At 58.9% G+C, this 26,155-nt stretch carries 25 protein-coding genes; 11 read left to right on the top strand and 14 right to left on the bottom strand.

Going from position 1 to position 26,155, the window contains the following annotated elements:
* Positions 1-13: 13 nt before the first annotated feature.
* The 4 genes from ACYZT9_RS19370 (at position 14) to ACYZT9_RS19355 (ending at position 1,817) form a co-directional block, all read left to right on the top strand.
* A complete protein-coding gene (locus ACYZT9_RS19370; RefSeq protein WP_462006966.1) occupies positions 14-418 on the top strand; it encodes a hypothetical protein in 405 nt (134 codons plus the stop codon).
* A 102-nt stretch (positions 419-520) separates the two neighbouring features.
* Positions 521-1,081, top strand: a complete 561-nt coding sequence (gene phnN, locus ACYZT9_RS19365; protein ID WP_462006965.1) for a phosphonate metabolism protein/1,5-bisphosphokinase (PRPP-forming) PhnN — start codon at positions 521-523, stop codon at positions 1,079-1,081.
* 119 nt (positions 1,082-1,200) lie between these two features.
* A complete protein-coding gene (locus ACYZT9_RS19360) occupies positions 1,201-1,413 on the top strand; it encodes a type II toxin-antitoxin system HicA family toxin (RefSeq protein WP_214381589.1) in 213 nt (70 codons plus the stop codon).
* Positions 1,413-1,817 (top strand): type II toxin-antitoxin system HicB family antitoxin, encoded by a 405-nt coding sequence (locus ACYZT9_RS19355; protein WP_462006964.1) that lies wholly within the window; start codon positions 1,413-1,415, stop codon positions 1,815-1,817. Before ACYZT9_RS19360 ends, ACYZT9_RS19355 begins: the two co-directional genes overlap by 1 nt.
* A 76-nt stretch (positions 1,818-1,893) precedes the next feature.
* Here ACYZT9_RS19355 and ACYZT9_RS19350 read toward each other — a convergent pair whose 3' ends face one another.
* The 9 genes from ACYZT9_RS19350 to gcl all read right to left on the bottom strand — a co-directional run bounded on the left by ACYZT9_RS19350 (position 1,894) and on the right by gcl (position 12,757).
* A complete protein-coding gene (locus ACYZT9_RS19350) occupies positions 1,894-3,099 on the bottom strand; it encodes an MFS transporter (RefSeq protein WP_462006962.1) in 1,206 nt (401 codons plus the stop codon).
* 162 nt (positions 3,100-3,261) lie between these two features.
* Positions 3,262-4,257, bottom strand: coding sequence for a sulfate ABC transporter substrate-binding protein (locus tag ACYZT9_RS19345; RefSeq protein WP_462006961.1), 996 nt, complete (start codon positions 4,255-4,257; stop codon positions 3,262-3,264).
* A gap of 94 nt (positions 4,258-4,351) precedes the next feature.
* On the bottom strand, positions 4,352-5,176 hold the full coding sequence (locus ACYZT9_RS19340; RefSeq protein ID WP_462006960.1) for an ion transporter: 825 nt from the start codon (positions 5,174-5,176) through the stop codon (positions 4,352-4,354).
* 21 nt (positions 5,177-5,197) lie between these two features.
* Positions 5,198-6,112: an urea transporter gene (locus ACYZT9_RS19335; protein WP_462006959.1), complete on the bottom strand. Its 915-nt coding sequence runs from the start codon at positions 6,110-6,112 to the stop codon at positions 5,198-5,200.
* Positions 6,113-6,277: 165 nt separating this feature from the next.
* The gene (pyk, locus tag ACYZT9_RS19330) at positions 6,278-7,693 is read right to left on the bottom strand and encodes a pyruvate kinase (RefSeq protein ID WP_462006958.1); all 1,416 of its coding nucleotides are present in this window, start codon (positions 7,691-7,693) and stop codon (positions 6,278-6,280) included.
* Positions 7,683-8,963 carry a glycerate kinase type-2 family protein gene (locus tag ACYZT9_RS19325; protein WP_462006957.1) on the bottom strand — a complete coding sequence of 427 codons (1,281 nt, stop codon included), beginning with the start codon at positions 8,961-8,963 and terminating at the stop codon, positions 7,683-7,685. The genes pyk and ACYZT9_RS19325 overlap by 11 nt, the downstream gene beginning before the upstream one ends.
* Positions 8,964-9,112: 149 nt before the next feature.
* The gene (locus ACYZT9_RS19320) at positions 9,113-10,006 is read right to left on the bottom strand and encodes a 2-hydroxy-3-oxopropionate reductase (RefSeq protein ID WP_462006956.1); all 894 of its coding nucleotides are present in this window, start codon (positions 10,004-10,006) and stop codon (positions 9,113-9,115) included.
* A 67-nt stretch (positions 10,007-10,073) separates the two neighbouring features.
* On the bottom strand, positions 10,074-10,856 hold the full coding sequence (hyi, locus tag ACYZT9_RS19315) for a hydroxypyruvate isomerase (RefSeq protein ID WP_462006955.1): 783 nt from the start codon (positions 10,854-10,856) through the stop codon (positions 10,074-10,076).
* Between the two features lie 125 nt (positions 10,857-10,981).
* Positions 10,982-12,757 carry a glyoxylate carboligase gene (gene gcl / locus ACYZT9_RS19310; protein WP_462006954.1) on the bottom strand — a complete coding sequence of 592 codons (1,776 nt, stop codon included), beginning with the start codon at positions 12,755-12,757 and terminating at the stop codon, positions 10,982-10,984.
* Positions 12,758-13,024: 267 nt separating this feature from the next.
* Between gcl and ACYZT9_RS19305 the strand changes: the two genes are divergently transcribed.
* Together ACYZT9_RS19305 and ACYZT9_RS19300 are read left to right on the top strand one after the other, a co-directional pair.
* A complete protein-coding gene (locus ACYZT9_RS19305) occupies positions 13,025-13,465 on the top strand; it encodes a GlcG/HbpS family heme-binding protein (RefSeq protein ID WP_462006953.1) in 441 nt (146 codons plus the stop codon).
* A gap of 214 nt (positions 13,466-13,679) precedes the next feature.
* A complete protein-coding gene (locus tag ACYZT9_RS19300; RefSeq protein WP_462006952.1) occupies positions 13,680-14,138 on the top strand; it encodes an REP-associated tyrosine transposase in 459 nt (152 codons plus the stop codon).
* A gap of 126 nt (positions 14,139-14,264) precedes the next feature.
* Here the strand turns inward: ACYZT9_RS19300 and ACYZT9_RS19295 are convergent, their stop codons facing one another.
* Positions 14,265-14,873 carry a TetR/AcrR family transcriptional regulator gene (locus ACYZT9_RS19295; RefSeq protein ID WP_462006951.1) on the bottom strand — a complete coding sequence of 203 codons (609 nt, stop codon included), beginning with the start codon at positions 14,871-14,873 and terminating at the stop codon, positions 14,265-14,267.
* Positions 14,874-15,007: 134 nt separating this feature from the next.
* Here ACYZT9_RS19295 and ACYZT9_RS19290 point away from each other — a divergent pair, with 134 nt between their 5' ends.
* A complete protein-coding gene (locus ACYZT9_RS19290; protein WP_462006950.1) occupies positions 15,008-15,922 on the top strand; it encodes a DUF808 domain-containing protein in 915 nt (304 codons plus the stop codon).
* Positions 15,923-16,063: 141 nt separating this feature from the next.
* On the opposite strand, the gene ACYZT9_RS19285 is transcribed toward ACYZT9_RS19290, so the two are convergent.
* Positions 16,064-16,852 (bottom strand): MlaA family lipoprotein, encoded by a 789-nt coding sequence (locus tag ACYZT9_RS19285; RefSeq protein ID WP_462006949.1) that lies wholly within the window; start codon positions 16,850-16,852, stop codon positions 16,064-16,066.
* Entirely contained in the window at positions 16,845-18,143 is a 1,299-nt protein-coding gene (locus ACYZT9_RS19280) for a serine/threonine protein kinase (RefSeq protein ID WP_462006948.1), read from the bottom strand. The genes ACYZT9_RS19285 and ACYZT9_RS19280 overlap by 8 nt, the downstream gene beginning before the upstream one ends.
* Positions 18,144-18,370: 227 nt before the next feature.
* Here ACYZT9_RS19280 and ACYZT9_RS19275 point away from each other — a divergent pair, with 227 nt between their 5' ends.
* Positions 18,371-18,739: a hypothetical protein gene (locus ACYZT9_RS19275; RefSeq protein WP_462006947.1), complete on the top strand. Its 369-nt coding sequence runs from the start codon at positions 18,371-18,373 to the stop codon at positions 18,737-18,739.
* 96 nt (positions 18,740-18,835) lie between these two features.
* Here ACYZT9_RS19275 and ACYZT9_RS19270 read toward each other — a convergent pair whose 3' ends face one another.
* Positions 18,836-20,431 (bottom strand): glycoside hydrolase family 17 protein, encoded by a 1,596-nt coding sequence (locus ACYZT9_RS19270; protein WP_462006946.1) that lies wholly within the window; start codon positions 20,429-20,431, stop codon positions 18,836-18,838.
* Positions 20,432-20,733: 302 nt separating this feature from the next.
* Here ACYZT9_RS19270 and ACYZT9_RS19265 point away from each other — a divergent pair, with 302 nt between their 5' ends.
* The 3 genes from ACYZT9_RS19265 to ACYZT9_RS19255 all read left to right on the top strand — a co-directional run bounded on the left by ACYZT9_RS19265 (position 20,734) and on the right by ACYZT9_RS19255 (position 23,793).
* Entirely contained in the window at positions 20,734-21,585 is an 852-nt protein-coding gene (locus tag ACYZT9_RS19265; RefSeq protein WP_462006945.1) for a glycine betaine ABC transporter substrate-binding protein, read from the top strand.
* A 241-nt stretch (positions 21,586-21,826) separates the two neighbouring features.
* Positions 21,827-22,138 carry a DUF485 domain-containing protein gene (locus tag ACYZT9_RS19260; RefSeq protein WP_462006944.1) on the top strand — a complete coding sequence of 104 codons (312 nt, stop codon included), beginning with the start codon at positions 21,827-21,829 and terminating at the stop codon, positions 22,136-22,138.
* Positions 22,135-23,793 (top strand): cation acetate symporter, encoded by a 1,659-nt coding sequence (locus ACYZT9_RS19255; RefSeq protein WP_462006943.1) that lies wholly within the window; start codon positions 22,135-22,137, stop codon positions 23,791-23,793. The genes ACYZT9_RS19260 and ACYZT9_RS19255 overlap by 4 nt, the downstream gene beginning before the upstream one ends.
* A 913-nt stretch (positions 23,794-24,706) precedes the next feature.
* Here ACYZT9_RS19255 and gltA read toward each other — a convergent pair.
* Positions 24,707-25,996 (bottom strand): citrate synthase, encoded by a 1,290-nt coding sequence (gltA, locus tag ACYZT9_RS19250; RefSeq protein ID WP_462006942.1) that lies wholly within the window; start codon positions 25,994-25,996, stop codon positions 24,707-24,709.
* Positions 25,997-26,155 lie beyond the last annotated feature (159 nt).

Genomic DNA, 26,155 nt, shown 5'->3' with positions numbered 1-26,155 from the left:
AGGAAACGCCCACATGACCGCCATCGCTCGAATTACTTTGCTCAGTGTTGTGTTGGGGCTGAGCGCTTGTGCGGTCCAACGACCCGAGCCGACGCCGCTGCCCCCGATCCCACCGTCGCAGCCAAAGCCAACGCCGTCTACCTCACCCACCCCGAGCAAACCGAGCATTCCGGCCAAACCCGCCAAACCGCTGCCGCGCACTTCCGCCAGCTTCGCGCCGCCGCCGGGTGGCAACAGCCATTGGGATCCCAAGCTCGGCGTTTATGTGCTGGATGATCAGACCAACACCTTCTACCGCCAGCGCACCTACTACCGTTGGAACAACGGCTGGAGCCGGTCGATCAGCCCCAACGGGCCTTGGGAGGATACCGATATCCATGGCGTACCGGGTGGATTGGGACGGCAATTCGGGCAGTAACGCAAAAGGCGACTTTTCGGGGTCGCCTTTTTTGTGGGCGCTGGCGTCAGGATGGTTTGCCGGTGTCTGGCCAGTAGGGTGACAAGCGAAGAGGATGTTTTGATGTCAGGCAGGTTGATCTATCTCATCGGGCCGTCAGGTTCGGGCAAGGACAGCCTGCTGGATGCCGCACGAACGCCACTGGCCGAACGGGGCTGTCGTATCGTGCGGAGGGTCATCACACGCTCGGCGGAAGCGGTCGGGGAGGCTGCACTCGGCGTCAGCACACAGCAGTTCGCCGAAATGCAGGCTCAGGGTGCATTTGCCCTGAGCTGGCAGGCCAATGGTCTGTCTTATGGCATCCCGCGGGAAATCGACGACTGGCTAGCGGCGGGGCACGACGTGCTGGTCAATGGTTCACGCGGGCATCTGCCGCAAACCCGCGAGCGTTACCCGGACGTGTTGGCGGTGATGCTGACCGTTAACCAGGTGGTGTTGCGCCAGCGCCTGCTGGCGCGCGGGCGCGAGTCGGTGGCCGAGATCGATCAGCGACTGGCGCGCAATGCCCGTTTCAGTGAGCGCCTGCTGACCGATGATCCTTCCGTGCATCTGCTCGACAACTCCGGGCCGCTGAAGCGCACGGTTGAGCACCTTCTGGCCTGCCTCGACGAGCCCAACCCATGAGTGCGCCGGGCGCCAATCACACTTCGTAAAACAACCGGACGTCGCCATCAGCGTTTTTGTGCTTGAGTAAAGATAACTCTAGAGTTATTTTTGTTTGGGCCGGAGCATGGAGGCAGGTGGTGCAAAGCAGGTTATTGATCAAGGAACTGGAAGAGGCGGGCTGGACGCTGGATCGGATTACCGGCAGCCATCATCTCTTCACCCACCGATACAACCCGTACACGATTCCCGTCCCTCACCCGAAAAAGGATTTACCGATCGGGACGGTTAAAAGTATCAGGAGGCGAGCCGGGCTTTACTGCCCGCCAGCCAGTTACGCAGGAGATCCATAATGCAATATCCAATCTGTATCGAGTGGGGCGACGAGAACACCGCCATCGGTATTCAGATCCCCGATATTCCGGGCGCCATAACGGCCGGGGATACGTTTGAAGACGCCTATAACGCGGCGATCGAGATTGCCCACATCATGCTTCAGGAATTAGCGGCTGACGGGGAATCGATTCCGATGCCTACTTCGGCAGCCGTCCATCGTGGCAACCCGGACTTTGCTGACATGGGATGGGGAATGCTGGAGCTGGACATCGCGCCGTATATGGGCAAGACCGAGAAGGTCAATGTCACGTTGCCCGGCTATGTGATTCAGCGTATTGACCGGTATGTGCGCGAGCACAATGTCAAAAGCCGCTCTTCCTTTCTGGCCGATGCGGCGATGGAGAAGCTGGTTCGGCACTGAGTGAAATCAGGTACATAGCTTCGCGGGCAAGCCTCGCTCAGTAGGAGCGAGGCTTGCCCGCGAAGCTTTTAACGTCTTACCCAGTTGCGAACGAAGCCTTCTGCGAAACACTCAAGAACCGTAACAACGCCAACAACGGAAACGCGCTACCCACGATCACGATCCACAACCAGCCGCCGTGCTCATACACCGCGCTGGCCACCGAGGAGCCAAACGCGCCGCCGATGAAAATGCTGGTCATGTACAGCGCATTCAGGCGGCTGCGGCTTCTGGCGTCGAGGGCGTAGACCGCGCGTTGGCCAAGGACCATGTTCATTTGTACGCAGAAGTCGAGCACCACACCGGTGACGGCCAGGCCAATGACGCTGTAGGCCGGATGGATGAACGCTGGCAGGAAGCTCAGGCTGGCGAACAGCAGGGCCAACAGTGAAGCGATGCGGGTGTGGCCGGCATCAGCCAGTCGACCGGCGATCGGCGCGGCGATCGCACCGATGGCACCAACCAAAGCGAAGATTGCGATTTGGGTTTGCGACAAACCGTGATTGCGTGACAGTTCCAGCGGCACGGCTGTCCAGAACAGGCTGAAGGTGGCGAACATGCACCCCTGATAAAACGCGCGCTGACGCAGTACCGGTTGTTGGCGCAACAGCGTCCACAGCGAGCCCAGCAATTGGCTATAAGAGGCGCTGTGATCCGGCTGGCGCTTGGGAATCGTCACAGCCAGCACGATGCTGATCGCCGCCATCAACACGGCCGCGATCACGAACATTGCGCGCCAGCCGAAATGATCAGCCACAACGCTGGACACCGGCCGGGCCAGCAGAATACCCAGCAGCAATCCGCCCATGATTCCGCCGACCACCCGGCCACGAGTCTCTTCGGGCGCCAGGTGCGCGGCCAGCGGAATCAGGATCTGCACCGACACCGAACTGAAACCCACCAGCAACGAGATCAACAGAAACACGTTCGGCTGATCGGTAAATGCCGCGCCCAACAGACTGGCAATCGCCACCACCGTGGTGATGATCATCAACCGGCGGTTTTCCAGCAGATCGCCCAGCGGCACCAGAAAGAACAGGCCCAGTGCGTAACCGATCTGGGTCAGCGAAACGATCAGGCTGGCCATGGTGCTGGTCAGGCCAATGTCCGGCGCGATCAGTCCGATGATCGGCTGGGCATAGTAAATGTTGGCAACAATGGCGCCGCAGCAAAAGGCGAACAGCAGGACCATGCCTTTGGTCATTGTCGCGGCGCCGTGGGGCACCTGATTCGCCGGGTTCATAACGTTTCTCGCTGAGCAAAATGGAATGCGCGCAGGCTAAGCGGCTGGTCGGAAGGGCGGAAGTGAAATTGGAGTGATAGTGATTATTCATTTGCACAATGATTCTGTGGCCACAAAAAAAGGCGACCTCTGCAGGTCGCCTTTTTTAATGGTTATCAGTATTTACTGAGCATAAATCTGATCAAATATCCCGCCATCATTGAAATGGGTCTTCTGCACGGTGCGCCAGTCACCAAAGGTCTTCTCCACCGACAGGAAATCCACTTTCGGGAAGCGGTCGGTGTACTTGGCCAGCACTGCCGGATCACGCGGACGCAGGTAGTTGGCCGCAGCAATTTCCTGACCTTCCGGCGACCACAGGTACTTCAGGTATTCCTCGGCGGCGGCGCGGGTGCCTTTTTTCTCGACCACTTTGTCGACTACTGACACCGGCGGCTCGGCTTCGGCGGAGACGCTTGGGTAGATGACTTCGAATTGGTCACGACCAAATTCCCGGGCAATCATTTCCGCTTCGTTTTCGAAGGTCACCAGCACGTCGCCGATCTGGTTGGTCATGAACGTGGTGGTGGCTGCACGGCCACCGGTGTCGAGCACTGGCGCTTGTTTGAACAGCTTGCCAACAAAGGCTTTGGCCTTGTTCTCGTCACCGCCGTTTTTCAGCACATAACCCCAGGCCGAAAGATAGGTGTAGCGGCCGTTGCCCGAGGTTTTCGGGTTCGGCACGATCACTTGCACGCCGTCCTTGAGCAGGTCCGGCCAGTCTTTCAGGGCTTTCGGGTTGCCTTTGCGAACGATGAACACCGTCGACGAGGTGAACGGCGCGCTGTTGTTCGGCAGGCGGGTGACCCAATTGTCCGGGACCAGTTTGCCGTTGTCCGCCAGGGCATTGATGTCGGTGGCCATGTTCATGGTGATGACGTCAGCCGGCAGACCGTCGATCACGGAGCGCGCCTGTTTGCTGGAGCCGCCAAAGGACATCTGCAGGGTGATGTTTTCGTTGTGCTCGGCTTGCCAGTGTTTCTGGAAGGCAGTGTTGTAGTCCTTGTAGAAATCTCGCATCACGTCGTAGGAAACGTTGAGCAGGGTCGGTGCGGCTTGAGCCACGCTGGTCAGTGCCAGGCCAGCGGCGAGAAGTGAGGCGCCAAAGAGTTTTTTCACTGCGCATTCCTTGTTCTAATTTAAAAGTGAGGCAATTTTGCCAGCGACTATAACTGCGCTCGCATAGTCCTTTAAAGATTAAAAAGCACTTTGCTTATTCCAGTTTATTGAACAGAGCGTTGCCGCACCGCGAGCAAAATGCAGCACCATGCTCGTGGCTGTTCTTCTTGCATACCGGGCAGTCGTGTTGCAACTGTTCGCCACGCATGGCGTTAGCCAGTTCGGCGGTGAAAATCCCGGTCGGCACGGCGATGATCGAGTAACCGGTGATCATCACCAGGGACGAAACCACCTGACCCAGCGGCGTCTTGGGTACGATGTCGCCAAAGCCAACGGTGGTCAGCGTCACGATAGCCCAATAGATGCCTTTGGGAATGCTGGTAAAGCCGTGCTCCGGGCCTTCGATCACATACATCAGGGTGCCAAATACCGTTACCAGCGTGCAGACGCTGACCAGGAACACCACGATCTTTTGCTTGCTGCCGCGCAGCGCCAACATCAAATAATTGGCTTGCTTGAGGTACGGGCTGAGCTTGAGCACGCGGAAAATCCGCAGCATCCGAATGATCCGGATAATCAGCAAATACTGCGCATCGGCGTAATACAGCGCGAGGATGCCGGGTACGATCGCCAGCAAATCCACCAGCCCGTAAAAGCTGAACGCGTAACGCAATGGCTTCGGCGAACAGTAGAGCCGCAGGCCGTATTCGATGGCGAAAATGACAGTGAAGCCCCACTCGATGTACGCCAGCACGTCGGCGTAGTTCTGGTGGATCGTGTCGATGCTGTCGAGCATCACGATCACAATGCTGGCGAGGATGATCAACAGCAGAATGCCGTCGAAGCGCCGTCCGGCCTTGGTGTCGCTCTGGAAAACCATGACGTAAAGGTCTTCACGCCAGTTTTTGCTGCTGTCCATAGGAAACGCCTGAATCGAGAATCAGCGAAGCCTAGGGTGATTCTCCCCGGTAGCGCAAGGCGCACTGTCGACAGCGGCTTGACTCAGTACGCGAATGCCCGCGCGAATCAGCCAGCAGGCGAGGATGAACGGCGCGGTCAACGGCGTCAGACCGAGCGTGGCGAAGCCCGGTGTGAGCAACACGGCAAGCACAATGCTCAGCAGCGGCACCCACGGTGGGCGCCGTTGTTCACTGAAGGCGAGGGCGGCGAGCACGGCGTTGTAACCACCCAGCCCCAGCAGTGCGGTTGTGGTTTCGTGATGCTGCAACGCAAAGCCAAGCCCGACAATGGAAGCCAGCAACGCCCACAAGAACGCGCGACGGTCGGCGACCAGCAAGCCCGCGGCGATCAGTGCACCGGCCAGTGGATGATCGAGAAACATCACTTGGCCAAGTCCCTTCAGCGGGGCGGTGAGCAGATTGAATGTGTTCATTTCGATCAGCGGTGCGGGGTGTAGTGGCGTGGCAAACGGCAGCAGCAACCAGCTCATGGCGACGAAGGGCGCGGTGTAGGCGGGCAGGCGATGATGGTCGCGGGCGCGTTTCAACCATTGCTGGGTGAGCATGGCACTCAACCCGCCAGCGGCAATGATCAGCGGAGGCAACAGCGCGGACCAAGGGAAATACTGGCTCAGCAGCAAGCCGAGGAGGACACCGTTGTAACTGAACAGCCCGGCCTGACGGTCGGCCTTGGCGTAGTTGCGACGCTGCGCGGTGAGCAGACCGGCGACTCCGCCCAGCAGGGCACCGCCGAGCAGGGCCGGTGCCGTAAAGAGAATCGCCAATAGACACAGCAGACCGCACAGTGGGTGACGCTGGAGGAAGATCTGGCTGAAGCCATTGAGCAGGGCAGTCGCCCAGTCGGGGCAGTGGGTGTTGAAGTGGTTGGCAGGCATGATGAAGTCTGTGGTGTTTCAGATGGATCGTGGCGCCTGCATCGCGAGCAAGCTCGCTCCCACATTGAATCTCTGTTCAGTCGATGGATCTGTGAACACCACAAATCCACTGTGGGAGCGAGCTTGCTCGCGATGAGGCCAGTGCAGGCGCAAAAAAAGTTGTTCTTAAATCAACGTCTCGATTCGCAGTGAGTTAGTCGACCCAGGCTGTCCGAACGGCACGCCCGCCGTGATCAACAACGTATCGCCGCGCTCAGCCATGCCCTGCGCTTGCGCAATCTCCAGCGCCGTCGAACACACCTCATCCACCTGCCGCAGTCGATCATTCACCACCGAATGCACGCCCCACGCGACCGTCAAGCGGCGAGCCGTCTGCAAGTTCGGCGTCAGGTTCAGAATCGGCACCGTCGGCCGTTCCCGCGCAGCACGCAGACTCGAGGTGCCGGACTCGCTGTAGTTCACCAGCACCGCCACCGGCAGCACGTTGCTGATGCGGCGGATCGCACAGCTGATCGCATCGGAAACAGTCGCCTCCGCCTTCGGCCGGCTCACGTCCAGTTGTGTCTGATAGTCCGGACCGTTTTCCACCTGGCGAATGATCTTGCTCATCATCTGCACGGCTTCCAGCGGGTACTCGCCGGACGCGGTTTCCGCCGACAGCATCACCGCATCCGCACCTTCGGCCACGGCGTTGGCCACATCAGTGACTTCGGCGCGGGTCGGCGCCGGAGAGAAGCGCATCGACTCGAGCATCTGCGTCGCCACCACCACCGGTTTGCCGAGCTGACGGCAGACGCTGATGATGTTTTTCTGAATCTGCGGCACGCTTTCGGCCGGTACTTCGACGCCGAGGTCGCCACGGGCCACCATGATCGCGTCGCTCAACTCAGCGATTTCGCGAAGCTGAGTGACCGCCGACGGTTTCTCGATCTTGGCCATCAGAAACGCTTTGTCGCCGATCAGCTCACGCGCCTCGTGAATGTCTTCCGGGCGCTGCACGAACGACAGCGCGACCCAGTCCACGCCCAGCTCCAGACCGAAACTCAAGTCGCGGCGATCCTTGGCGGTCAGCGGGCTCAGTTCCAGGACCGCTTGTGGCACGTTCACCCCTTTGCGGTCCGACAACTCACCGCCATTGAGCACTGTGGTGTCGATGGCGTCGGCGTATCTGGTGACCACCCGCAGACGCAGCTTGCCGTCGTCCAGCAGCAGGTCCATGCCCGGCTCTAGTGCGGCGATGATTTCCGGGTGAGGCAGATTGACCCGGCGTTGGTCGCCCGGTGTCGGATCAAGGTCCAGGCGCAGGGCCTGGCCGCGATGCAGCTGCACCTTGCCTTCGGCAAACGTGCCGACCCGCAGTTTCGGGCCTTGCAGGTCCATCAGAATGCCCAAGGGATAATTCAGCTGACGCTCGACTTCACGAATCCACTGATAGCGCTGAGCGTGGTCGGCGTGATCGCCGTGGCTAAAATTCAGGCGGAAAATGTTGACTCCGGCTTGCACCAGCTCACGGATGTCTTCGATTCCGTCAGTAGCCGGGCCGAGGGTGGCGAGGATTTTGACCTTTTTATCAGGCGTCATGTTCAGGGCTCTCGAGAATCAGAATGGCGCGGAAGTCGTTGACGTTGGTACGGGTCGGCTCGGTGACGATCAGTGCATCGAGCGCGGCGAAATAGCCGTAGCCATTGTTGTTGTCGAGTTCATCGGTGGTGCTCAGGCCGAGGGAGGCGGCGCGGGCGTAGCTGTCCGGGGTCATGATCGCGCCGGCGTTGTCTTCGGAACCGTCGATGCCATCGGTGTCACCGGCCAGCGCATAGACACCGGGCAGGCCTTTGAGGCTGTCGGTTAAGCTGAGGAGGAATTCGGCGTTGCGTCCGCCACGGCCATTACCGCGCACGGTGACGGTGGTTTCGCCGCCCGAAAGGATCACGCACGGCGCAGCCAATGGCTGGCCTTGCAGGACAACTTGCCGCGCGATGCCGGCGTGAACCTTGGCCACTTCGCGGGATTCGCCTTCGAGGTCGCCGAGTATCAATGGGCTAAAACCGGCCTGACGCACTTTTACCGCTGCGGCTTCCAGCGACTGTTGCGGACGGGCGATCAACTGGAAATGACTGCGCGCGAGGCTCGGATCGCCGGGTTTGACCGTCTCCGATTCCGGGCTTTGCAGCCAGTTGCGCACGGACGCCGGGATGTCGATGCCATAGCGCTTGAGGATCTCCAGCGCTTCGGCAGAGGTGCTCGGATCGGCCACGGTAGGGCCGGAGGCGATGACCGTGGCGAGGTCGCCCGGCACATCGGAAATCGCGTAAGTATAAACAGTGGCCGGCCAGCAGGCTTTGCCGAGACGGCCGCCCTTGATCGCAGAGAGGTGCTTGCGCACGCAGTTCATCTCGCCAATATTTGCGCCGGATTTGAGCAGGGCTTTGTTGATCGACTGCTTGTCGGCGAGGGTGATGCCTTTGGCCGGAAGCGCGAGCAACGCCGATCCGCCGCCCGAGAGCAGAAAAATAACGCGATCGTCTTCGCTAAGATCGCTGACCAGTTCAAACACGCGCTTGGCGACAGCCTGGCCGGCTGCGTCCGGTACCGGGTGCGCGGCTTCGACCACTTCGATTTTTTCGCACGGGGCGCCGTGACCGTAACGGGTCACCACCAGACCTGAGACGTCCCCTTGCCAGCAGCGCTCGACCACCTGGGCCATGGCGGCTGCGGCTTTGCCGGCGCCGATGACGATCACCCTTCCGCCGCGGTCGGTGGGCAAATGGGCTTCGAGGACCTGCTGCGGATGGGCCGCATTAATGGCTGTGGCAAACAGCTCGCGCAGGAATTGTTGCGGATCGACCGACATGGCGGGCTCCCGGGTTTCTTCTTATTGGAGGGGCAACTCGGTTCCCAGTGGGAGCGGACTTGCTCGCGAATCAGGCACTACGGTTTGTCAGGCACACCGCAGTGAATTCTTCGCGAGCAAGCCCACTCCCACAGGGTTTTGTGCAGGGCTTACTTTTTATCGCGAATCGAAAAATTCGCCATGTGCTCCAGACCCTTGATCAGCGCCGAGTGGTCCCAGTTGCTGCCACCGATGGCCGCGCACGTGCTGAACACTTGCTGGGCGTTCGCGGTGTTTGGCAGGTTGATGTTCAGTTCCCTGGCGCCCTGCAGGGCCAGGTTCAGGTCCTTCTGGTGCAGGCTGATGCGGAAGCCCGGGTCGAAGGTGCCTTTGATCATGCGTTCGCCGTGCACTTCGAGGATTTTCGACGACGCGAAACCACCCATCAGTGCTTCACGAACCTTGGCTGGATCGGCACCGTTCTTCGAGGCGAACAGCAGGGCTTCGGCCACGGCCTGGATATTCAGCGCGACGATGATCTGGTTCGCCACTTTCGCGGTTTGACCGTCGCCGTTGCCGCCCACCAGCGTGATGTTCTTGCCCATCGCCTGGAACAGCGGCAGAGCGCGCTTGAAGGCGTCTGCATCGCCACCGACCATGATGCTCAGGGTTGCAGCCTTGGCGCCGACTTCGCCGCCGGACACCGGCGCATCAAGGTATTGCGCGCCTTTTTCGTTGATTTTGGCGGCGAAGGCTTTGGTGGCGGTGGGCGAGATCGAGCTCATGTCGATGACGATTTTGCCTTTTCCGACACCGGCCGCAATGCCATCGGCGCGGAACAGTACGTCATCGACCTGCGGGGTATCCGGGACCATGACGATGATGAACTCGGCTTCTTGCGCGACTTCTTTCGGGTTCGCCAGTGCGATGGCGCCAGCGGCCATCAGGTCAGCAGGCGCGGCGTCGTGGTGCGCCGACAGGAACAGGCTGTGTCCGGCTTTCTGCAGGTTCAACGCCATTGGGTGGCCCATGATGCCGGTGCCGATAAATCCGATTTTAGCCATGAGAAGTTCCTCTTGTTTTTATTGCTGCTTCAAGCAAATAGGGGCCCGCTTCCACGGGAGATCTGTGTCAGATCGCGTTGTGGGTTTTCAGCCAGCCCAGACCTGCTTCCGTTGTGGTCAGCGGCTTGTATTCGCAACCCACCCAACCCTGATAACCAATACGGTCGAGGTGTTCGAACAGGAAGCGGTAATTGATTTCACCGGTGCCCGGTTCGTTGCGCCCAGGGTTGTCCGCTAATTGCACGTGATTGATTTCACTCAAATGCGATTGCAGGGTGCGGGCCAGGTCGCCCTCCATGATTTGCATGTGGTAGATGTCGTATTGCAGGAACAGGTTGGCGCTGCCGACCTGTTCGCGAATCGATAGGGCTTGCGCCGTGTTGTTCAGGTAGAAACCCGGGATGTCGCGGGTGTTGATCGCTTCCATCACCAGTTTGATGCCCGCCGCTTGCAGCTTGTCGGCCGCGTACTTGAGGTTGGCGACGAATGTTTCTTCCACGGTGGCGTCGTCGACGCCCTGTGGACGAATACCGGCCAGGCAGTTGACCTGGGTGTTGCCCAGCACTTGCGCGTATGCGATGGCCAGATCGACACCGGCGCGGAATTCTTCAACCCGGTCCGGCAGGCATGCGATACCGCGCTCACCCTTGGCCCAGTCACCGGCCGGCAGGTTGAACAGCACTTGGGTCAGGCCATTGGCGTCGAGCCGGGCCTTGATCTCGGCGGAGCTGAAGTCGTAAGGAAACAGGTATTCGACACCACTGAAGCCGGCCTTGGCGGCTGCTTCGAAACGGGCGAGAAAATCCTGTTCGGTGAACAGCATGGACAGGTTGGCTGCGAAACGCGGCATGGTGGTCTCCCAAATATGAGTGAGGGCCCTTGTGGGAGCGAGCTTGCTCGCGATAGCGGTGTGCCAGACAACATAGATGCTCAATGTGCCGGCCTCATCGCGAGCAAGCTCGCTCCCACAAGTAGTTAATCGAGCAACGAAATCGCCGTGGGCGCATCGTTGCCGACCAGCGCCAGGTCTTCGAATTCGTTGACGGCGTTGATCTCGGTGCCCATGGAAATGTTGGTCACACGCTCCAGAATAATCTCGACGATCACCGGCACCTTGAACGCTTCGATCAGTTCCTGAGCCTTGCGCAGGGCAGGCTGGATTTGACCTGGTTCGAATACACGCAGCGCCTTGCAACCGAGGCCTTCGGCGACCGCGACGTGATCGACACCGTAACCATTGAGTTCCGGAGCGTTCAGGTTGTCGAAGGACAGCTGCACGCAATAGTCCATGTCGAAACCGCGCTGAGCCTGACGAATCAGCCCCAGGTAGGAGTTGTTTACCACTACGTGGATGTACGGCAGCTTGAACTGCGCGCCCACCGCCAATTCCTCGATCATGAACTGGAAATCGTAGTCGCCCGACAGTGCCACGACTTTGCGGGTCGGATCCGCCTTGACCACGCCCAGCGCTGCCGGAATGGTCCAACCCAACGGGCCGGCCTGTCCGCAGTTGATCCAGTGACGCGGTTTGTAGACGTGCAGGAACTGCGCGCCGGCAATCTGCGACAGACCAATGGTGCTGACGTAGCAGGTGTCTTTGCCAAACACCTGGTTCATCTCCTCGTACACGCGCTGCGGCTTGACCGGCACGTTGTCGAAGTGAGTCTTGCGCTGCAGGCTGGCTTTACGTTGCTGGCAGTCTTGCAGCCAGGCGCTGCGGTTTTTCAGTTTGCCGGCGGCTTGCCATTCGCGAGCGACTTTGATGAACACGGTCAGCGCGGCAGCGGCGTCGGACACGATGCCCAGGTCCGGAGTGAACACGCGGCCGATCTGAGTGCCTTCGATATCGACGTGAATGAACTTGCGGCCTTCGGTGTACACGTCGACCGAACCGGTATGCCGGTTCGCCCAGCGGTTGCCGATGCCCAGCACGACGTCGGATTTCAGCATCGTAGCGTTGCCGTAACGGTGCGAGGTTTGCAGACCTACCATGCCGACCATCAGCGGGTGATCGTCGGGAATCGTGCCCCAGCCCATCAGGGTGGGAATCACCGGAATACCGGTCAGCTCAGCGAACTCCACCAGCAAGGCGCTGGCATCGGCATTAATGATGCCGCCACCGGCTACCAGCAAGGGGCGTTCGGCCTGATCGAGCAGGGCCAGGGCTTTTTCCACCTGAACGCGGGTTGCGCTCGGCTTGGCCAATGGCAGCGGCTGGTAGGCGTCGATGTCGAATTCGATCTCGGCCATCTGTACGTCGAATGGCAGGTCGATCAGCACCGGGCCAGGACGGCCGGAGCGCATTTCGAAGAAGGCTTTCTGGAAGGCGTAAGGTACCTGGCCCGGTTCTAGAACGGTAGTTGCCCACTTGGTCACTGGCTTGACGATGCTGGTGATATCAACGGCCTGGAAATCTTCCTTGTGCATCCGGGCGCGGGGTGCCTGGCCGGTGATGCACAGGATCGGGATCGAGTCGGCCGAGGCGCTGTAGAGCCCGGTGACCATATCAGTACCGGCCGGGCCGGAAGTGCCGATGCACACGCCGATGTTGCCGGCCTTGGTGCGGGTGTAGCCCTCGGCCATGTGCGAGGCGCCTTCAACGTGGCGAGCGAGGACGTGATCGATGCCACCGACCTTCTGCAAGGCGTTGTACAGCGGGTTGATCGCGGCGCCCGGGATGCCAAAAGCGGTATCAACCCCTTCACGGCGCATCACCAGAACGGCGGCTTCGATTGCTCTCATTTTGCTCATGGTTTTGTGCCTCTTACGTTTTGTAATTGTATACAAGTGGCTTTGCGCAGAGTGTATTCACGGCGGGCGGCGTAGGTCAATCCATTTTCTCAAGCGTCTGTTTCATTCGTCGGAAGCCTGTTCTGCTGTGGCTTTTCGTCGTGTGCGGGGCTTTTCGATAATAATTGTATACAAAAAACTAGCTAGTTGTGTTCTATTTGTTGCATCGGGCTGCGCCACACATGCGCACTCCACGCGCTTTCCCTATAACAAAATGAGGACGGCACCATGAGCGCTTTAACCTTGAAAGTGGCAGTCAACCTGACCAGTCAGGCCATCTCGGCCGCGCGTGCAATCTCCGCGGCCCCGCTGACCATCGCCGTGCTGGATGCCGGCGGGCATTTGCTCTCGTTGCAACGCGAAGACGGCGCCAGCCTGCTGCGACCGCAAATCGCCATCGGCAAAGCCTGGGGCGCCATCGCGCTGGGCAAAGGCTCACGCCTGCTGGCGCTGGACGCCCAGCAACGCCCGGCATTTATCGCTGCTTTGAATAGTCTGGGGCAGGGCAGTGTGGTGCCGGCACCGGGCGGTGTGTTGATCCGGGATCAGGGCGGGAATGTGTTGGGGGCGGTGGGCATCAGCGGGGATTTGTCGGATGTTGATGAGCAGTGTGCAATCAATGCGATCGAGGCGTTGGGGTTGAGGGCGGATGCGGGGGTTACTGCCTGATTTGTGGTGACTGAACCGCAGCCATCGCGAGCAAGCTCACTCCCACAGTGGATTTGGAATAAACACAAAATTTGTGAGCACCCGAAACCCCTGTGGGAGCGAGCTTGCTCGCGATGGCTTTCTGAAGGACACATCCAGCTAAAAATCTGCCCCCCCTCTCATGCATCTACAGGTCTAGCCTTCCTCATGACTTAATAATGAGAGAGGCAAAGGAATGCCTGATCTTCCAGCTTCACATCGCCTGCGCCTTGGGCGCTATACCGAAGCAAACCGCATCTATCTATTGACCACCAATACAATTGGCCGAGGGCCTGTCTTCAAGAATTTCTCTTTGGGGCGGTTGGTCGTGGGCCAGTTTCGTCATGCCCAAAATCAGGGTTGGGCGAATTCATTGGCTTGGGTCGTGATGCCTGATCACTTCCACTGGTTGATCGAGCTGCAGCAGGGGTCATTGAGTGAGCTGATGCAAAGGACCAAATCATTGAGTACGCGAGCCGTGAACATGTCCGTCGGTCGCAGGGGCAGTCTTTGGCAGCAGGGTTATCACGATCGAGCATTGCGGCAAGAGGATGACTTGGTAAAGCTCGCACGCTATGTCGTTGCCAATCCGTTAAGGGCCGGCTTCGTAGAGCGACTAGGCGAATATCCACTGTGGGATGCGATTTGGGTTTGATCCGAAACCGAGTTGCTGCCATCGCGAGCAAGCTCGCTCCCACTGGGAAGGCTCAGTGAGCATATATTCTGTGATCAGCGAGATCCAATGTGGGAGCGAGCTTGCTCGCGATGGCGGCGTTGAGGTTTAAAGATCCGGCTCACACCCCTTCAGCACCAACCGGATAATCGTCTGCGCCGCCGCTTCATAATCCTCTTCATCCAGCTTGGCCTTGCCGGTAATGGCGGTGATCTGCCAGTCAAAGTCGGCGTAGGTCTGGGTAGCGGCCCAGATGCTGAACATCAGATGGTTGGGGTCGAGGGGGGCGATCTGGCCGCGGTCGATCCAGGTCTGGATACAGTCGATGTTGTGCCTGGCCTGGCTGTTCAGTTGTTCGACCAGGTCGGCGCTCAGGTGCGGGGCGCCGTGCATGATTTCGCTGGCGAATACCTTCGAGGCGAAGGGCAGGTCGCGGGAGATACGGATCTTCGAGCGGATGTATCCGCTCAGCACTTCACTGGGCACGCCGTCGGCGTTGAACGGCGTCGAGGCCTGCAGGATGGGCTCGATGATGCTTTCCAGAACCTCGCGGTAGAGGTTTTCCTTGGATTTGAAGTAGTAGTAGACGTTGGGCTTGGGCAATCCCGCTTTGGCTGCGATGTCACTGGTTTTGGTCGCAGCGAAGCCCTTGTCGGCAAATTCTTCACTGGCGGCACGCAGGATCAGTTGTTTGTTGCGCTCGCGGATAGTGCTCATAAACCAGGTGGTTCCTTGCCTGTTCTGGCGGTTGCGCATGGTAGCACCGGCCTCGCGCGGCGCTCAAGAATGCCCCGTGTGGCGCTCGTCCGAGCTATGCTGCGCTGCATTCATTCCAGAAGGACACCTGATTCATGGCAGGAAGCAGTTTACTGTTGCTGATCGACGACATTGCCGCCGTACTCGACGACGTGGCGTTAATGACCAAAATGGCCGCCAAGAAAACCGCCGGCGTGCTCGGTGACGATCTGGCGCTCAATGCCCAGCAGGTCAGCGGTGTACGTGCCGAGCGGGAAATCCCGGTGGTGTGGGCGGTCGCCAAGGGCTCGTTTATCAACAAGCTGATTCTGGTGCCGTCAGCGCTGGCGATCAGTGCGTTCATTCCGTGGCTGGTCACGCCGTTGCTGATGGTCGGTGGCGCCTACCTGTGCTTCGAAGGTTTCGAAAAACTCGCGCACAAGTTCCTGCACAGCAAGGCTGAAGACCAGGCCGAGCATGCGCAGTTGGTCGAGGCTGTGGCTGATCCGGCAGTCGATCTGGTGGCGTTCGAGAAGGACAAGATCAAGGGCGCGGTCCGCACCGACTTCATCCTCTCGGCGGAAATCATTGCCATCACCCTCGGCACCGTGGCCGATGCGCCGCTGACCCAGCAGGTCATCGTGCTGTCGGGCATTGCCATCGTCATGACCGTGGGTGTCTACGGCCTGGTGGCCGGTATCGTCAAGCTCGATGACCTCGGGCTGTGGCTGACCCAAAAGCCAGGCCAGATGGCCAAAAGCATCGGCGGCGGTATTCTGCGTGCGGCGCCGTACATGATGAAAAGCCTGTCGGTGATCGGTACGGCGGCGATGTTTCTGGTGGGCGGGGGGATACTGACCCACGGTGTGCCGGTGGTTCATCACTGGATTGAAAGCGTCAGCGCGGGGGCGGGCGGTGCCGGGTTTATCGTGCCGACGTTGCTGAATGCCGTGGCGGGGATTGTGGCGGGTGCGGTGGTGTTGGCGGGTGTGATGGTGGTCGGCAAGCTCTGGAAAGCAGTGAAAGGCTGACGCCAGAACCTTCCAAGTACAGCACATAACATTGTGGGAGCGAGCTTGCTCGCGATGAGGCCATAACATCCAACATCTGAGTTGACTGGTATACCGCCATCGCGAGCAAGCTCGCTCCCACAGTTATTTGTTGCCAATAAATTATTCGGCAATCTGCAACTTGCGTGACTCGGTATACACGTATCGAACCTTCTCGTACTCGAACGGCGAGTTCAGCTGGCCATAACGGAAGCCGGTCTGATTGCGCTTGTCGACGCTGCGCAGGAGCCACACTTCAGGATGGTTGGAGCTGACTTCCGAGACGTTCAGGAAGTTGATCGCCGACTCGGCGGTGAAGTCCACGGCCAGGCCGCCGGTGTCGCGGATATTGGAAGGGCCCAGGACCGGCAGCACGAAGTAGGCGCCGCCCGGTACGCCGTAGAAACCGAGCGTCTGGCCGAAGTCTTCGCTCTGGCGCGGCAGGCCCATAGCGGTGGCCGGGTCCCACAGGCCGGCGATGCCGACGGTGGTGTTCAGCAGCAGGCGCGCGGTGGTCTCCATCGATCGCTTGCCTTTGAACTGCAGCAGGCTGTTCATCAGGTCCGGAACGTCGCCGAGGTTGTTGAAGAAATTGCTGACGCCGGTGCGCAGGAAGCTCGGCGTGATGTAGCGATAACCGTCGACCACGGGCAGGAACACCCATTGGTCGAAGCGATAGTTGAAGTGATACACCCGGCGATTCCACTCTTCCAGCGGGTCGTAGACGGCCAGCGCGCTGAGCGTCGAGCGTTCGAATTCGCGCTGATCCAGCCCCGGGTTGAATTTGAGTTTGCTCAGAGGCTCCTTGAAGCCATCGTTGTCGATGACAACCGGCGCGTTGGCTTTGCTGTTGTCGGCATTGGCGGCGCCTGCACAGAGTAACGCTGCGATAAGCAGGAGGTATTTAGCCACGGAAGAACTCCAGCATGGCGTCGCTGTTGACGCGGTAGTTAATGTTGCCGCAATGGCCACCCAGTGGATAAACAGTCAAGCGGTCGCCGAAGGTCTTGCGCAGAAAGCCCAGATCCCCAGGACCGAGAATCACATCGTCAGCGTTGTGCATGACCGCGATTTTCGGGCTGTCGTGCAGGTAATCCTTCAAGGCATACAGGCTGACCTGGTCGATCAGTTGCAGCAGGCTGCCGCCGTCAGTGCGCGCGCGCCACATCGGGATCACCTGCTCAGTGAGGTAGCAGTCGAAGTCGCACTGCAGCGCACGCTTCAGATAAGGCGTGAGGCTGGTGCCTTCGGTGATTGGCGTTTTCGGCGGAGTGATCAAGCCACGTCGGTTAATCAGGTCCGAGGTAAAGGCAATGTCAGCAGCCGAGAAGCGGAACGAGGTGCCGATCAGCATGGCCATCTGTTCGTTGGTCAGGTGCTGCTTGGACTGCTGGAAGTCATAGAGCAGGGCATCGTTGAGGTCGATGTAGCCTTTTTGCTGGAAGTAGCGGGTCAGTTTATCCAGCACCAGTTCATAGAACGTGGTGCTGTTATTGATGCCCTTGACCTCTGTCTGGACGAGTCTGTCCAGGTTGGTGATCGAGGTGTAGAGGTTGACCGGCGGGTTGAGCAGCAAGACTTTCTTAAAATTGAAACTGCGGCGGGTTTCGTCCAGGTGCGCGACGAATGCGGCGTCCAGTGCACCCAGGCTATAACCGGTCAAGTAGTAATCGGTGACGGGCAGTTTCGGATTTTGCGCCCGCACGGCTTGCATCACCCGGTACATGTCTTCGGCGTCATCCTTGGTGATGCCGGGTGTGGCAAAGCGTGAGGCGGCGCTCATGAAGTCGAAGCTGGTAGGCGACGACAGTTGGACCACGTGGTAGCCGGCCTTGTAGTAGAGCTTTTTCAGGTATTCGTTAAGGCTGCTGTCATAGCGTGCCCCCGTGCCGGCGATCAGGAAGATCAGTGGTGCGGCTTTTTCCTGGGTGGCGATGCGATAGGTCAGTTTCTTCACCGGCCAGAAGTTGTCCGGCAATTCGAATTCACGCTCCGGGCGCAACGTGACGCTACGGTCCGACTGATTGATGTCGTCGTCCAGCGGCAATTCCGGACGCAGGTCCGGCGGTGTCGTCGCAATGGTTGCCTCGAACGGATTGGTCAAGGGATAGCCATAACTGGCGGCGTCGATATCGACCGCCAGTGCGGACGCACTCAAAATAATGCCGCCAAAAAGGGCGGCGAAGCGCAAGGAACGGAGCATGACTAGATCCCTTAGAGAGAAAGGTGCCGGATGAAGTTCGCAGGCTATGACCACAGAGGGTTCGCCAAAGTGCCATGCATCGGCACCAAACAGGCCTAATTTCGGAGTAATGGTAGCTGGACGATACACTTTGCAGCGATTTCGTGGCTAATTATCTGTTTCGCCCGTTTTGATTACCGTCGTCGGGGGATTAAGCTGGCCGCCGTTTTCGTTTATTGGAGTGCCTCATGTCCCGCCGCCTGCCCGTGATTCTGTTGCTTGTTTTGCTGCCTTTATGGCTGGCCGCCAGTTATGGCGCGCGTTATGGCTTCATGGAGGATGCGCAGTGGATCGGTCTCTGCGTCGACGACGCGAGTCGTTGGGAATGTCTGGTCCGTTCGAACCTTGGCCTGATGATTCATTTCAAGGTGTTGGGCTGGTCGGCCCTGGCGGCAGCGGTGATCGGCTTTGTATTGCCGGGCCGGGCCGGGTGGTGGTTGGCGATGCTGGCGCTGGTGTTCGGGTTACCGGCGCTGGCGTTGTACAACACGACAATGGCGGTGTTTGCGGTGGTGATTGCAGGGTTGCGGTTGGTCAGAGCAGCCCCCGGCGTCTGATCAAAAAGATCGCAGCCTGCGGCAGCTCCTACACGGAAAACGCGTTTCTCCGTAGGAGCTGCCGCAGGCTGCGATCCCTTGATCTTGCTTTGTCGATTAGCCCTTGCGAACCCGCAAACTGCGCCACAACGCCGTCACCATCAACACACTCACCAATGCCCAACCCCAGGCCTGCTGGTTCTGCAACCCTTCGCGATACAACTGCGGCGCAATGCCGGCACCGATAATGAACGTCAACAGGGCGATCTCTCGACGCGGCACGCTGACCGGACGGCACAGGTAAACCAGCGCCGGGAGGATGAACGCGACACTCGGGAAGCTGCGGTAACGCGGATCGAACACCAGCTCCAGCATCATCACCGCAGCCGCAAATCCTGCCGTTGCCAGAAGCCACCCAGCCCGACGCTCCAGTCTATTGAAGGCTCGCCCACGCCAGCCAGTGCGAGTGCTCAATGTCAGCGCTGCATGCGCCAGCACCAACAGATTCAAACCCGTCAGCAAGGCGACCCACAACCATTCACTGGCAAACCGTGTGGTCACCCGCGCCAAATCGCCCCACGCGCCAATCGAGCAGGCCGCCATCGCGCCCAGGAGTGGCAGAACCAATGCCGCACGGATGCTGCGTACGCGGCCGCCAAGAATCAGCGTGGCGAGAAAAATCACTCCCCCCGCCACCAGCCATTCCAACCAGAACGGCACGTTCGACACCGGCCCTGCCAGCACGCCCTTGTCCTGACGATCGGCATCAAACAGCCCCCAGTAACCACCGACCGCACCTTCACTGGCGCGTTTCCAGGGTTGGTCGAAGGCTTCGATCAGGTTGTAATGCCAGCCTTGCTGCTCGGCCATGATCACGAAGCCACGAATGAACCTGGCTTCATTGACCCGGCTCGGCAGCGCCGTTTCACGCTGACGGCCTTCGCTCGGCCAGCCGGTTTCACCAATCATCACGTCCTTGGGCGCAAATTTGTTGCCGAACACCTGACGCACTTCGCTCACATGCTGCAGTGCGGCGTCGATGTTCGACGGATCGTCTTCCCAGTACGGCAGCAGGTGAATGGTGAGGAAATCCACCGCCGGGGCAATTTCCGGGTGTTTAAGCCAGAACTCCCAGACATCGGCATAGGTGACCGGTTGCTTGACCTGGCTTTTGACCTTGTTGATCAGCCTGGCCAACTGCGCCCCGGTGATTTCCTTGCGCAACAGGACTTCGTTGCCGACGATGACTGACGTCACCACGTCCGGGTTGGCATTGGCGGAAGCGATCAGCAGGTCGACTTCTTTTTCGGTGTCCACGGGGTTGCTGTTGACCCAGGCGCCGATCATCAACTTCAGGCCATGCTTGCGCGCCAGATCGGGCAGAGCCTCAAGGCCAGTCATGGAATAGGTGCGGATGCATTCGAAGCGAGTGGCCAGCAGCGCGAGGTCGGCATCCATGCGCTCGGGGCGCAACTTGAACGGCTGATTGAACGGTGACTGGTCTTTGTCGAACGGGGTGTAGGAGGCGCATTGCAGTTTGTGTGTCGCACTGGCGACGTCCGGCAGAATCACCGGTTTGCCAAGACCGTACCAAAAACCGCCAAGGGCAAACAGCCCCAGCAGGCAGGCAAATAAATAAGCAAAAAAAGGAAAACGTGAGGGTGCGGGCATGGTCAGGCCGTCTGGAAGCAAAGCCGCGCATGTTACCTGCATTTGTCCCGGGCTTGGTGCCCTGCATGATTTTGACATGCAAAGTTCGGGCGGACTGGCGAGTGTCTGCGAAAAGGAGGTGGTTAATGGCGTTCTGATGTCGTTTCTCGATGCCTTGAGGTCGCTGACAGCACAGGTCGCCGTTGGCGTGAGGTTGATTATCGAGGCGTCAGTGTTCTCATTAATAAAATCGCGCTGATGATCGAACGAGTTTGCGGTGAGGCGTGATGGGGGCGCTGTGCACCATAACAATACGTTGACGCGACTCGGCATCCGTCGAGCGCAGCACTTTCGGGGAAGTAACGATGAAGATGCGACGACTTTTAGGCGCGGGTGCCGCACTGGTGCTTGCGATTGGCTCCACGATGGCCAATGCCGAGAGCAAAACCCTGAGCATCGGTTACGTTGACGGTTGGTCCGACAGCGTCGCGACCACCCACGTGGCGGCCGAAGTGATCAAGCAGAAACTGGGTTATGACGTGAAGCTGCAAGCCGTCGCCACCGGGATCATGTGGCAGGGTGTGGCCACCGGCAAACTCGACGCCATGCTGTCCGCCTGGCTGCCGGTGACTCACGGCGATTACTGGACCAAGAACAAGGATCAGGTCGTCGACTACGGCCCGAACTTCAAGGACGCGAAAATCGGCTTGATCGTGCCGGAGTACGTCAAGGCCAAAACCATTGACGATCTGAAAACCGACGACAGCTTCAAAAAACGCATCGTCGGCATCGACGCCGGTTCGGGTGTCATGCTCAAAAGCGAACAGGCGATCAAGGATTACGACCTGACTGGTTATCAACTCAAGGCCAGTTCCGGCGCCGGCATGATTGCCGAACTGACCCGTGCCGAGAAGAAAAACGAATCCATCGCCGTCACCGGTTGGGTGCCGCACTGGATGTTCGCCAAGTGGAAACTGCGCTTCCTGGACGACCCGAAAGGCGTTTATGGCGCAGCTGAAACCGTGAACAGCATCGGTAGCAAAGAACTGGCCACCAAAGCGCCGGAAGTGGCGAAGTTCCTGAAGAACTTCCAGTGGGCATCGAAAGACGAAATCGGCGAAGTCATGTTGGCGATTCAGGACGGTGCCAAGCCTGATGCCGCTGCGAAGGATTGGGTCGCCAAGCATCCGGAGCGCGTTGCAGACTGGACCAAGTAACAACGAAGAGTGCTTTACCTGTGGGAGCGGGCTTGCTCACGAAGGCGGTCTGTCAGTTAACAGAGATGTTGGCTGACAGACCGCCTTCGTGAGCAAGCCCGCTCCCACATTTGTTTTCTGCATGCTGGAAAATGGCGACTCTGTCACGTCGTTCTAATACTAAGGTCGTCTGGAACCTGCCCCGCAGCCGCATAGAGTGGATACCGTTCCACCAATAATCTGTGCTGCGAGGATAAAAACAATGAACGACAGCATTTACCTCTCGATTCAAAACAGCCCGCGCTTCAAGGAGCTGGTTAGTAAGCGAGAAAGGTTCGCCTGGATTCTTTCGGCGATCATGCTTGGGCTTTACTCCGGATTCATCCTTTTGATCGCTTACGGGCCTCATATACTGGGGGCGAAAATCAGCCCTGAGTCATCGATTACCTGGGGCATACCGATCGGTGTCGGGCTGATTCTCTCGGCCTTCGTCCTGACCGGGATCTACGTTCGACGCGCCAATGGCGAATTCGACGACCTGAACAATGCGATTCTCAAGGAGGCTCAGCAATGATCCGGCGTCTAATGGCTCTATTGAGCATCGCAGCCTTCACACCTGGCGTCTGGGCGGCTGACGCCCTGACCGGTGCAGTGAGCAAACAACCGTTGAACGTCGCCGCGATCCTGATGTTCGTGGCGTTCGTCGGCGCAACTTTATATATCACTTACTGGGCCTCCAAGAAAAACAACTCGGCGGCCGACTACTACGCGGCCGGCGGCAAAATCACCGGCTTCCAGAACGGTCTGGCGATTGCTGGCGACTACATGTCTGCGGCGTCCTTCCTGGGTATTTCCGCCCTGGTGTTCACCTCCGGCTACGACGGCCTGATCTACTCCATCGGCTTCCTGGTGGGCTGGCCGATCATTTTGTTCCTGATCGCCGAGCGCCTGCGTAACCTGGGTAAATACACGTTTGCCGACGTGGCGTCCTACCGCCTTGGGCAAACCCAGATTCGCTCGCTGTCCGCGTGCGGTTCGCTGGTGGTGGTGGCGTTCTACCTGATCGCGCAAATGGTCGGTGCCGGCAAGCTGATCCAGCTGCTGTTCGGTCTCGACTACCACGTTGCGGTGATCTTGGTCGGTATCCTGATGTGCATGTACGTGCTGTTCGGCGGCATGCTGGCGACCACCTGGGTGCAGATCATCAAGGCTGTGCTGTTGCTGTCCGGCGCTTCGTTCATGGCGCTGATGGTGATGAAGCACGTCAATTTCGACTTCAACGCATTGTTCTCCGAGGCGATCAAGGTCCACCCTAAAGGTGAGGCGATCATGAGCCCGGGCGGTCTGGTGAAAGACCCGATCTCCGCGTTCTCCCTGGGCCTGGCGCTGATGTTCGGCACCGCTGGCCTGCCACACATCCTGATGCGCTTCTTCACCGTGAGTGACGCGAAAGAAGCTCGCAAAAGCGTGCTGTATGCAACGGGCTTCATTGGTTACTTCTATATCCTGACCTTCATCATCGGCTTCGGTGCGATCCTGCTTGTCAGCACCAACCCGGCCTTCAAAGACGCGGCTGGCGCGCTGTTGGGCGGCAACAACATGGCGGCAGTGCATCTGGCCAACGCGGTCGGTGGCAGTATCTTCCTGGGCTTCATCTCGGCAGTAGCGTTCGCGACCATTCTGGCAGTGGTTGCCGGTCTGACACTGGCCGGTGCTTCGGCGGTGTCTCACGACCTCTATGCCAGCGTGATCAAGAAGGGCAAGGCCAACGAGAAGGACGAGATTCGCGTCTCGAAAATCACCACCATCGCTTTGGCGGTACTGGCGATTGGTCTGGGCATTCTGTTCGAGAAGCAAAATATCGCGTTCATGGTAGGCCTGGCGTTCTCTATCGCGGCCAGCTGTAACTTCCCGGTGCTGCTGCTTTCCATGTACTGGAAGAAGTTGACGACTCGCGGTGCGATGATTGGCGGTTGGCTGGGGCTGATCAGTGCTGTTGGCTTGATGGTGTTGGGGCCAACCATCTGGGTGCAAATTATGGGTCACGAGAAGGCGATCTTCCCGTATGAATACCCGGCGCTGTTCTCAATGGCCATTGCCTTTGTCGGGATCTGGTTCTTCTCGATCACTGACAAGTCCAAGGCGGCTGACAATGAGCGGGCGCTGTTCTTCCCGCAGTTTGTTCGTTCGCAGACTGGTCTGGGGGCGAGTGGGGCTGTGTCTCACTAAAACGTTGGGTTTGTTTTTGTAAGATGCGTCAAACAGAAATGCCCCGGTTGAGAGATCGGGGCATTTTTTATTGCGTTGCTTCTGTAGGGGCGAGCGGTGCGGCGATCCGACTTGCCCGCGAAGGCGGCCTGATAGCCGACCTGTCTTATGTTGGCCGAGTACATATCCATTTCTGCGGTAACGGCCGCTGGCGGTTTCGCCCTTACGGCGACTCACTTTTTTTCAAACGCCAAAAAAAGTAAGCAAAAAAGGCTCGCCCCGAGCGTCCGGCCCCTCGCTGGGGCTCGGCGTTCCTTCGTTCCGGTATTCATCCGGGGACACTGCCCTCCGGTCTGCTTCGCGACGACCTACATGCAGCGTGTTCGACTGCGTCGAACGGCGCTACGCGCCACTCCCCGGATGAACACCTCCACTCAGCCTCCCGAAGGGGCGGGTGGCTCAAGATCAAAAGCCAAGGCAACAGCAAGATCAACAGCTTCGCGGGCAGGCTCGCTCACACAGGGGGATGCTGCGCTTAAAGAACTAGGTCGGCTGGCAGGCCGCCTCGCGGTGCTGTTGCGGTAGTCGCCCCCTCGAGACGCCGAGTGGAGGTTCTGCGCAGTGGGCAACCCGGCATGGATGCCGGGTTAGCCGCGCACGGCCATGGATGGCCGATCGCGGCGGGCCTACGGAGCAGGACCGGAGCGAGGGCATGCCGAGCCACAGCGAGGCACCGAACGAAAGGGGCAAGAGCGCTTGGTTACTTGGCGCTTCTCCAAGTGACTCGCCGTAAGGGCGAAACCAATAGCGGCCGCTACCCCAAAAACGGATATGTACACAACTAGAAGACCCAAAAAGCGCACAAACAAAAACGGCCTCTATATAAATAGAGGCCGTTCCCGGTACAACTCAAGACGTTATCGCAAGACAGGTCTTACATGCGGTCTTCCAGCTTGGTGATATCACGCGACTCGTAGCCGGTGTACAACTGGCGCGGACGGCCAATCTTGTACGGGCTGGAGAGCATTTCCTTCCAGTGCGAAATCCAGCCGACAGTCCGCGCCAGAGCGAAGATCACGGTGAACATGCTGGTCGGTATGCCGATCGCCTTGAGGATGATCCCCGAGTAGAAGTCGACGTTCGGGTACAGCGAGCGTTCGATGAAGTAAGGGTCGGTCAGGGCGATCTCTTCCAGGCGCATGGCCAGTTCGAGTTGCTTGTCGTGCTTGATGCCCAACTCTTTCAGCACTTCGTCGCAGGTCTGCTTCATCACGGTGGCGCGCGGGTCACGGTTTTTGTAAACCCGGTGACCGAAGCCCATCAGCTTGAACGGATCGTTCTTGTCCTTGGCCTTGGCGATGTACTTGTCGATGTTCGAGACATCGCCAATTTCATCGAGCATGGTCAGAACGGCTTCGTTAGCGCCGCCGTGGGCAGGACCCCACAGTGCAGCGATGCCGGCGGCAATACAGGCGAACGGGTTGGCACCCGAAGAACCGGCCAGACGTACGGTAGAGGTCGATGCGTTCTGCTCGTGGTCGGCATGGAGGATGAAGATCCGGTCCATGGCCTTGGCGAGTACCGGGCTGATCGGTTTGATCTCGCACGGGGTGTTGAACATCATGTGCAGGAAATTTTCCGCATACGACAGGTCGTTGCGCGGGTACATCATGGGTTGGCCCATGGAGTATTTGTAAACCATCGCTGCCAGGGTGGGCATCTTGGCAACCAGACGGATCGCGGAGATTTCGCGATGCTGCGGGTTATTGATGTCCAGGGAGTCGTGGTAGAAGGCCGAGAGGGCGCCGACTACGCCGCACATGACGGCCATTGGGTGGGCGTCGCGACGGAAGCCGTTGAAGAACGTCTTGAGCTGCTCGTGAACCATGGTGTGGTTCTTCACGGTGCTGACGAACTGGGCCTTCTGTTCTGCAGTCGGCAGTTCGCCGTTGAGCAGCAGATAGCAGGTTTCCAGATAGTCCGACTTTTCAGCCAGCTGTTCGATCGGGTAGCCGCGGTGCAGCAGAATGCCGTTGTCGCCGTCGATATAGGTGATCTTCGACTCGCAGGAAGCTGTCGACATGAAACCAGGGTCAAAGGTGAAACGGCCCGTGGCCGTCAGGCCCCGAACATCGATAACATCGGGACCAACGGTGCCGGTTAAAATGGGCAGCTCGACGGGGGCTGCGCCCTCGATGATCAACTGCGCTTTTTTGTCAGCCATGTGGCCTCCTATTTATGCTTGAAATCATCAGACAGACCCCCCACGCAGGGCCCGCACCACTATAGTGAGATAAATTCGAATGTCAATTTGCCTAAAGTCTTGCTCCAGAAGGCTTTAACCGGACTTTTTCCTCGAAATTGACTGCCATTTACGCCTTTT

The organism is Pseudomonas sp. ZT5P21 (assembly GCF_054897785.1).
The sequence above is the reverse complement of the archived record's forward strand: the minus strand, read 5'-3'. Positions and strand labels throughout refer to the sequence as shown.

Excerpts from the sequence above, each read along its gene's own strand:
- ACYZT9_RS19370 (WP_462006966.1), top strand. The coding sequence starts at position 14 with ATGACCGCCATCGCTCGAATTACTTTGCTCAGTGTTGTGTTGGGGCTG.
- phnN (WP_462006965.1), top strand. The coding sequence starts at position 521 with ATGTCAGGCAGGTTGATCTATCTCATCGGGCCGTCAGGTTCGGGCAAG.
- ACYZT9_RS19355 (WP_462006964.1), top strand. The coding sequence starts at position 1,413 with ATGCAATATCCAATCTGTATCGAGTGGGGCGACGAGAACACCGCCATC.
- ACYZT9_RS19350 (WP_462006962.1), bottom strand. The coding sequence starts at position 3,099 with ATGAACCCGGCGAATCAGGTGCCCCACGGCGCCGCGACAATGACCAAA.
- ACYZT9_RS19340 (WP_462006960.1), bottom strand. The coding sequence starts at position 5,176 with ATGGACAGCAGCAAAAACTGGCGTGAAGACCTTTACGTCATGGTTTTC.
- ACYZT9_RS19335 (WP_462006959.1), bottom strand. The coding sequence starts at position 6,112 with ATGCCTGCCAACCACTTCAACACCCACTGCCCCGACTGGGCGACTGCC.
- pyk (WP_462006958.1), bottom strand. The coding sequence starts at position 7,693 with ATGACGCCTGATAAAAAGGTCAAAATCCTCGCCACCCTCGGCCCGGCT.
- ACYZT9_RS19325 (WP_462006957.1), bottom strand. The coding sequence starts at position 8,963 with ATGTCGGTCGATCCGCAACAATTCCTGCGCGAGCTGTTTGCCACAGCC.
- ACYZT9_RS19320 (WP_462006956.1), bottom strand. The coding sequence starts at position 10,006 with ATGGCTAAAATCGGATTTATCGGCACCGGCATCATGGGCCACCCAATG.
- hyi (WP_462006955.1), bottom strand. The coding sequence starts at position 10,856 with ATGCCGCGTTTCGCAGCCAACCTGTCCATGCTGTTCACCGAACAGGAT.
- gcl (WP_462006954.1), bottom strand. The coding sequence starts at position 12,757 with ATGAGCAAAATGAGAGCAATCGAAGCCGCCGTTCTGGTGATGCGCCGT.
- ACYZT9_RS19305 (WP_462006953.1), top strand. The coding sequence starts at position 13,025 with ATGAGCGCTTTAACCTTGAAAGTGGCAGTCAACCTGACCAGTCAGGCC.
- ACYZT9_RS19300 (WP_462006952.1), top strand. The coding sequence starts at position 13,680 with ATGCCTGATCTTCCAGCTTCACATCGCCTGCGCCTTGGGCGCTATACC.
- ACYZT9_RS19295 (WP_462006951.1), bottom strand. The coding sequence starts at position 14,873 with ATGAGCACTATCCGCGAGCGCAACAAACAACTGATCCTGCGTGCCGCC.
- ACYZT9_RS19290 (WP_462006950.1), top strand. The coding sequence starts at position 15,008 with ATGGCAGGAAGCAGTTTACTGTTGCTGATCGACGACATTGCCGCCGTA.
- ACYZT9_RS19280 (WP_462006948.1), bottom strand. The coding sequence starts at position 18,143 with ATGCTCCGTTCCTTGCGCTTCGCCGCCCTTTTTGGCGGCATTATTTTG.
- ACYZT9_RS19275 (WP_462006947.1), top strand. The coding sequence starts at position 18,371 with ATGTCCCGCCGCCTGCCCGTGATTCTGTTGCTTGTTTTGCTGCCTTTA.
- ACYZT9_RS19270 (WP_462006946.1), bottom strand. The coding sequence starts at position 20,431 with ATGCAGGTAACATGCGCGGCTTTGCTTCCAGACGGCCTGACCATGCCC.
- ACYZT9_RS19265 (WP_462006945.1), top strand. The coding sequence starts at position 20,734 with ATGAAGATGCGACGACTTTTAGGCGCGGGTGCCGCACTGGTGCTTGCG.
- ACYZT9_RS19260 (WP_462006944.1), top strand. The coding sequence starts at position 21,827 with ATGAACGACAGCATTTACCTCTCGATTCAAAACAGCCCGCGCTTCAAG.
- ACYZT9_RS19255 (WP_462006943.1), top strand. The coding sequence starts at position 22,135 with ATGATCCGGCGTCTAATGGCTCTATTGAGCATCGCAGCCTTCACACCT.
- gltA (WP_462006942.1), bottom strand. The coding sequence starts at position 25,996 with ATGGCTGACAAAAAAGCGCAGTTGATCATCGAGGGCGCAGCCCCCGTC.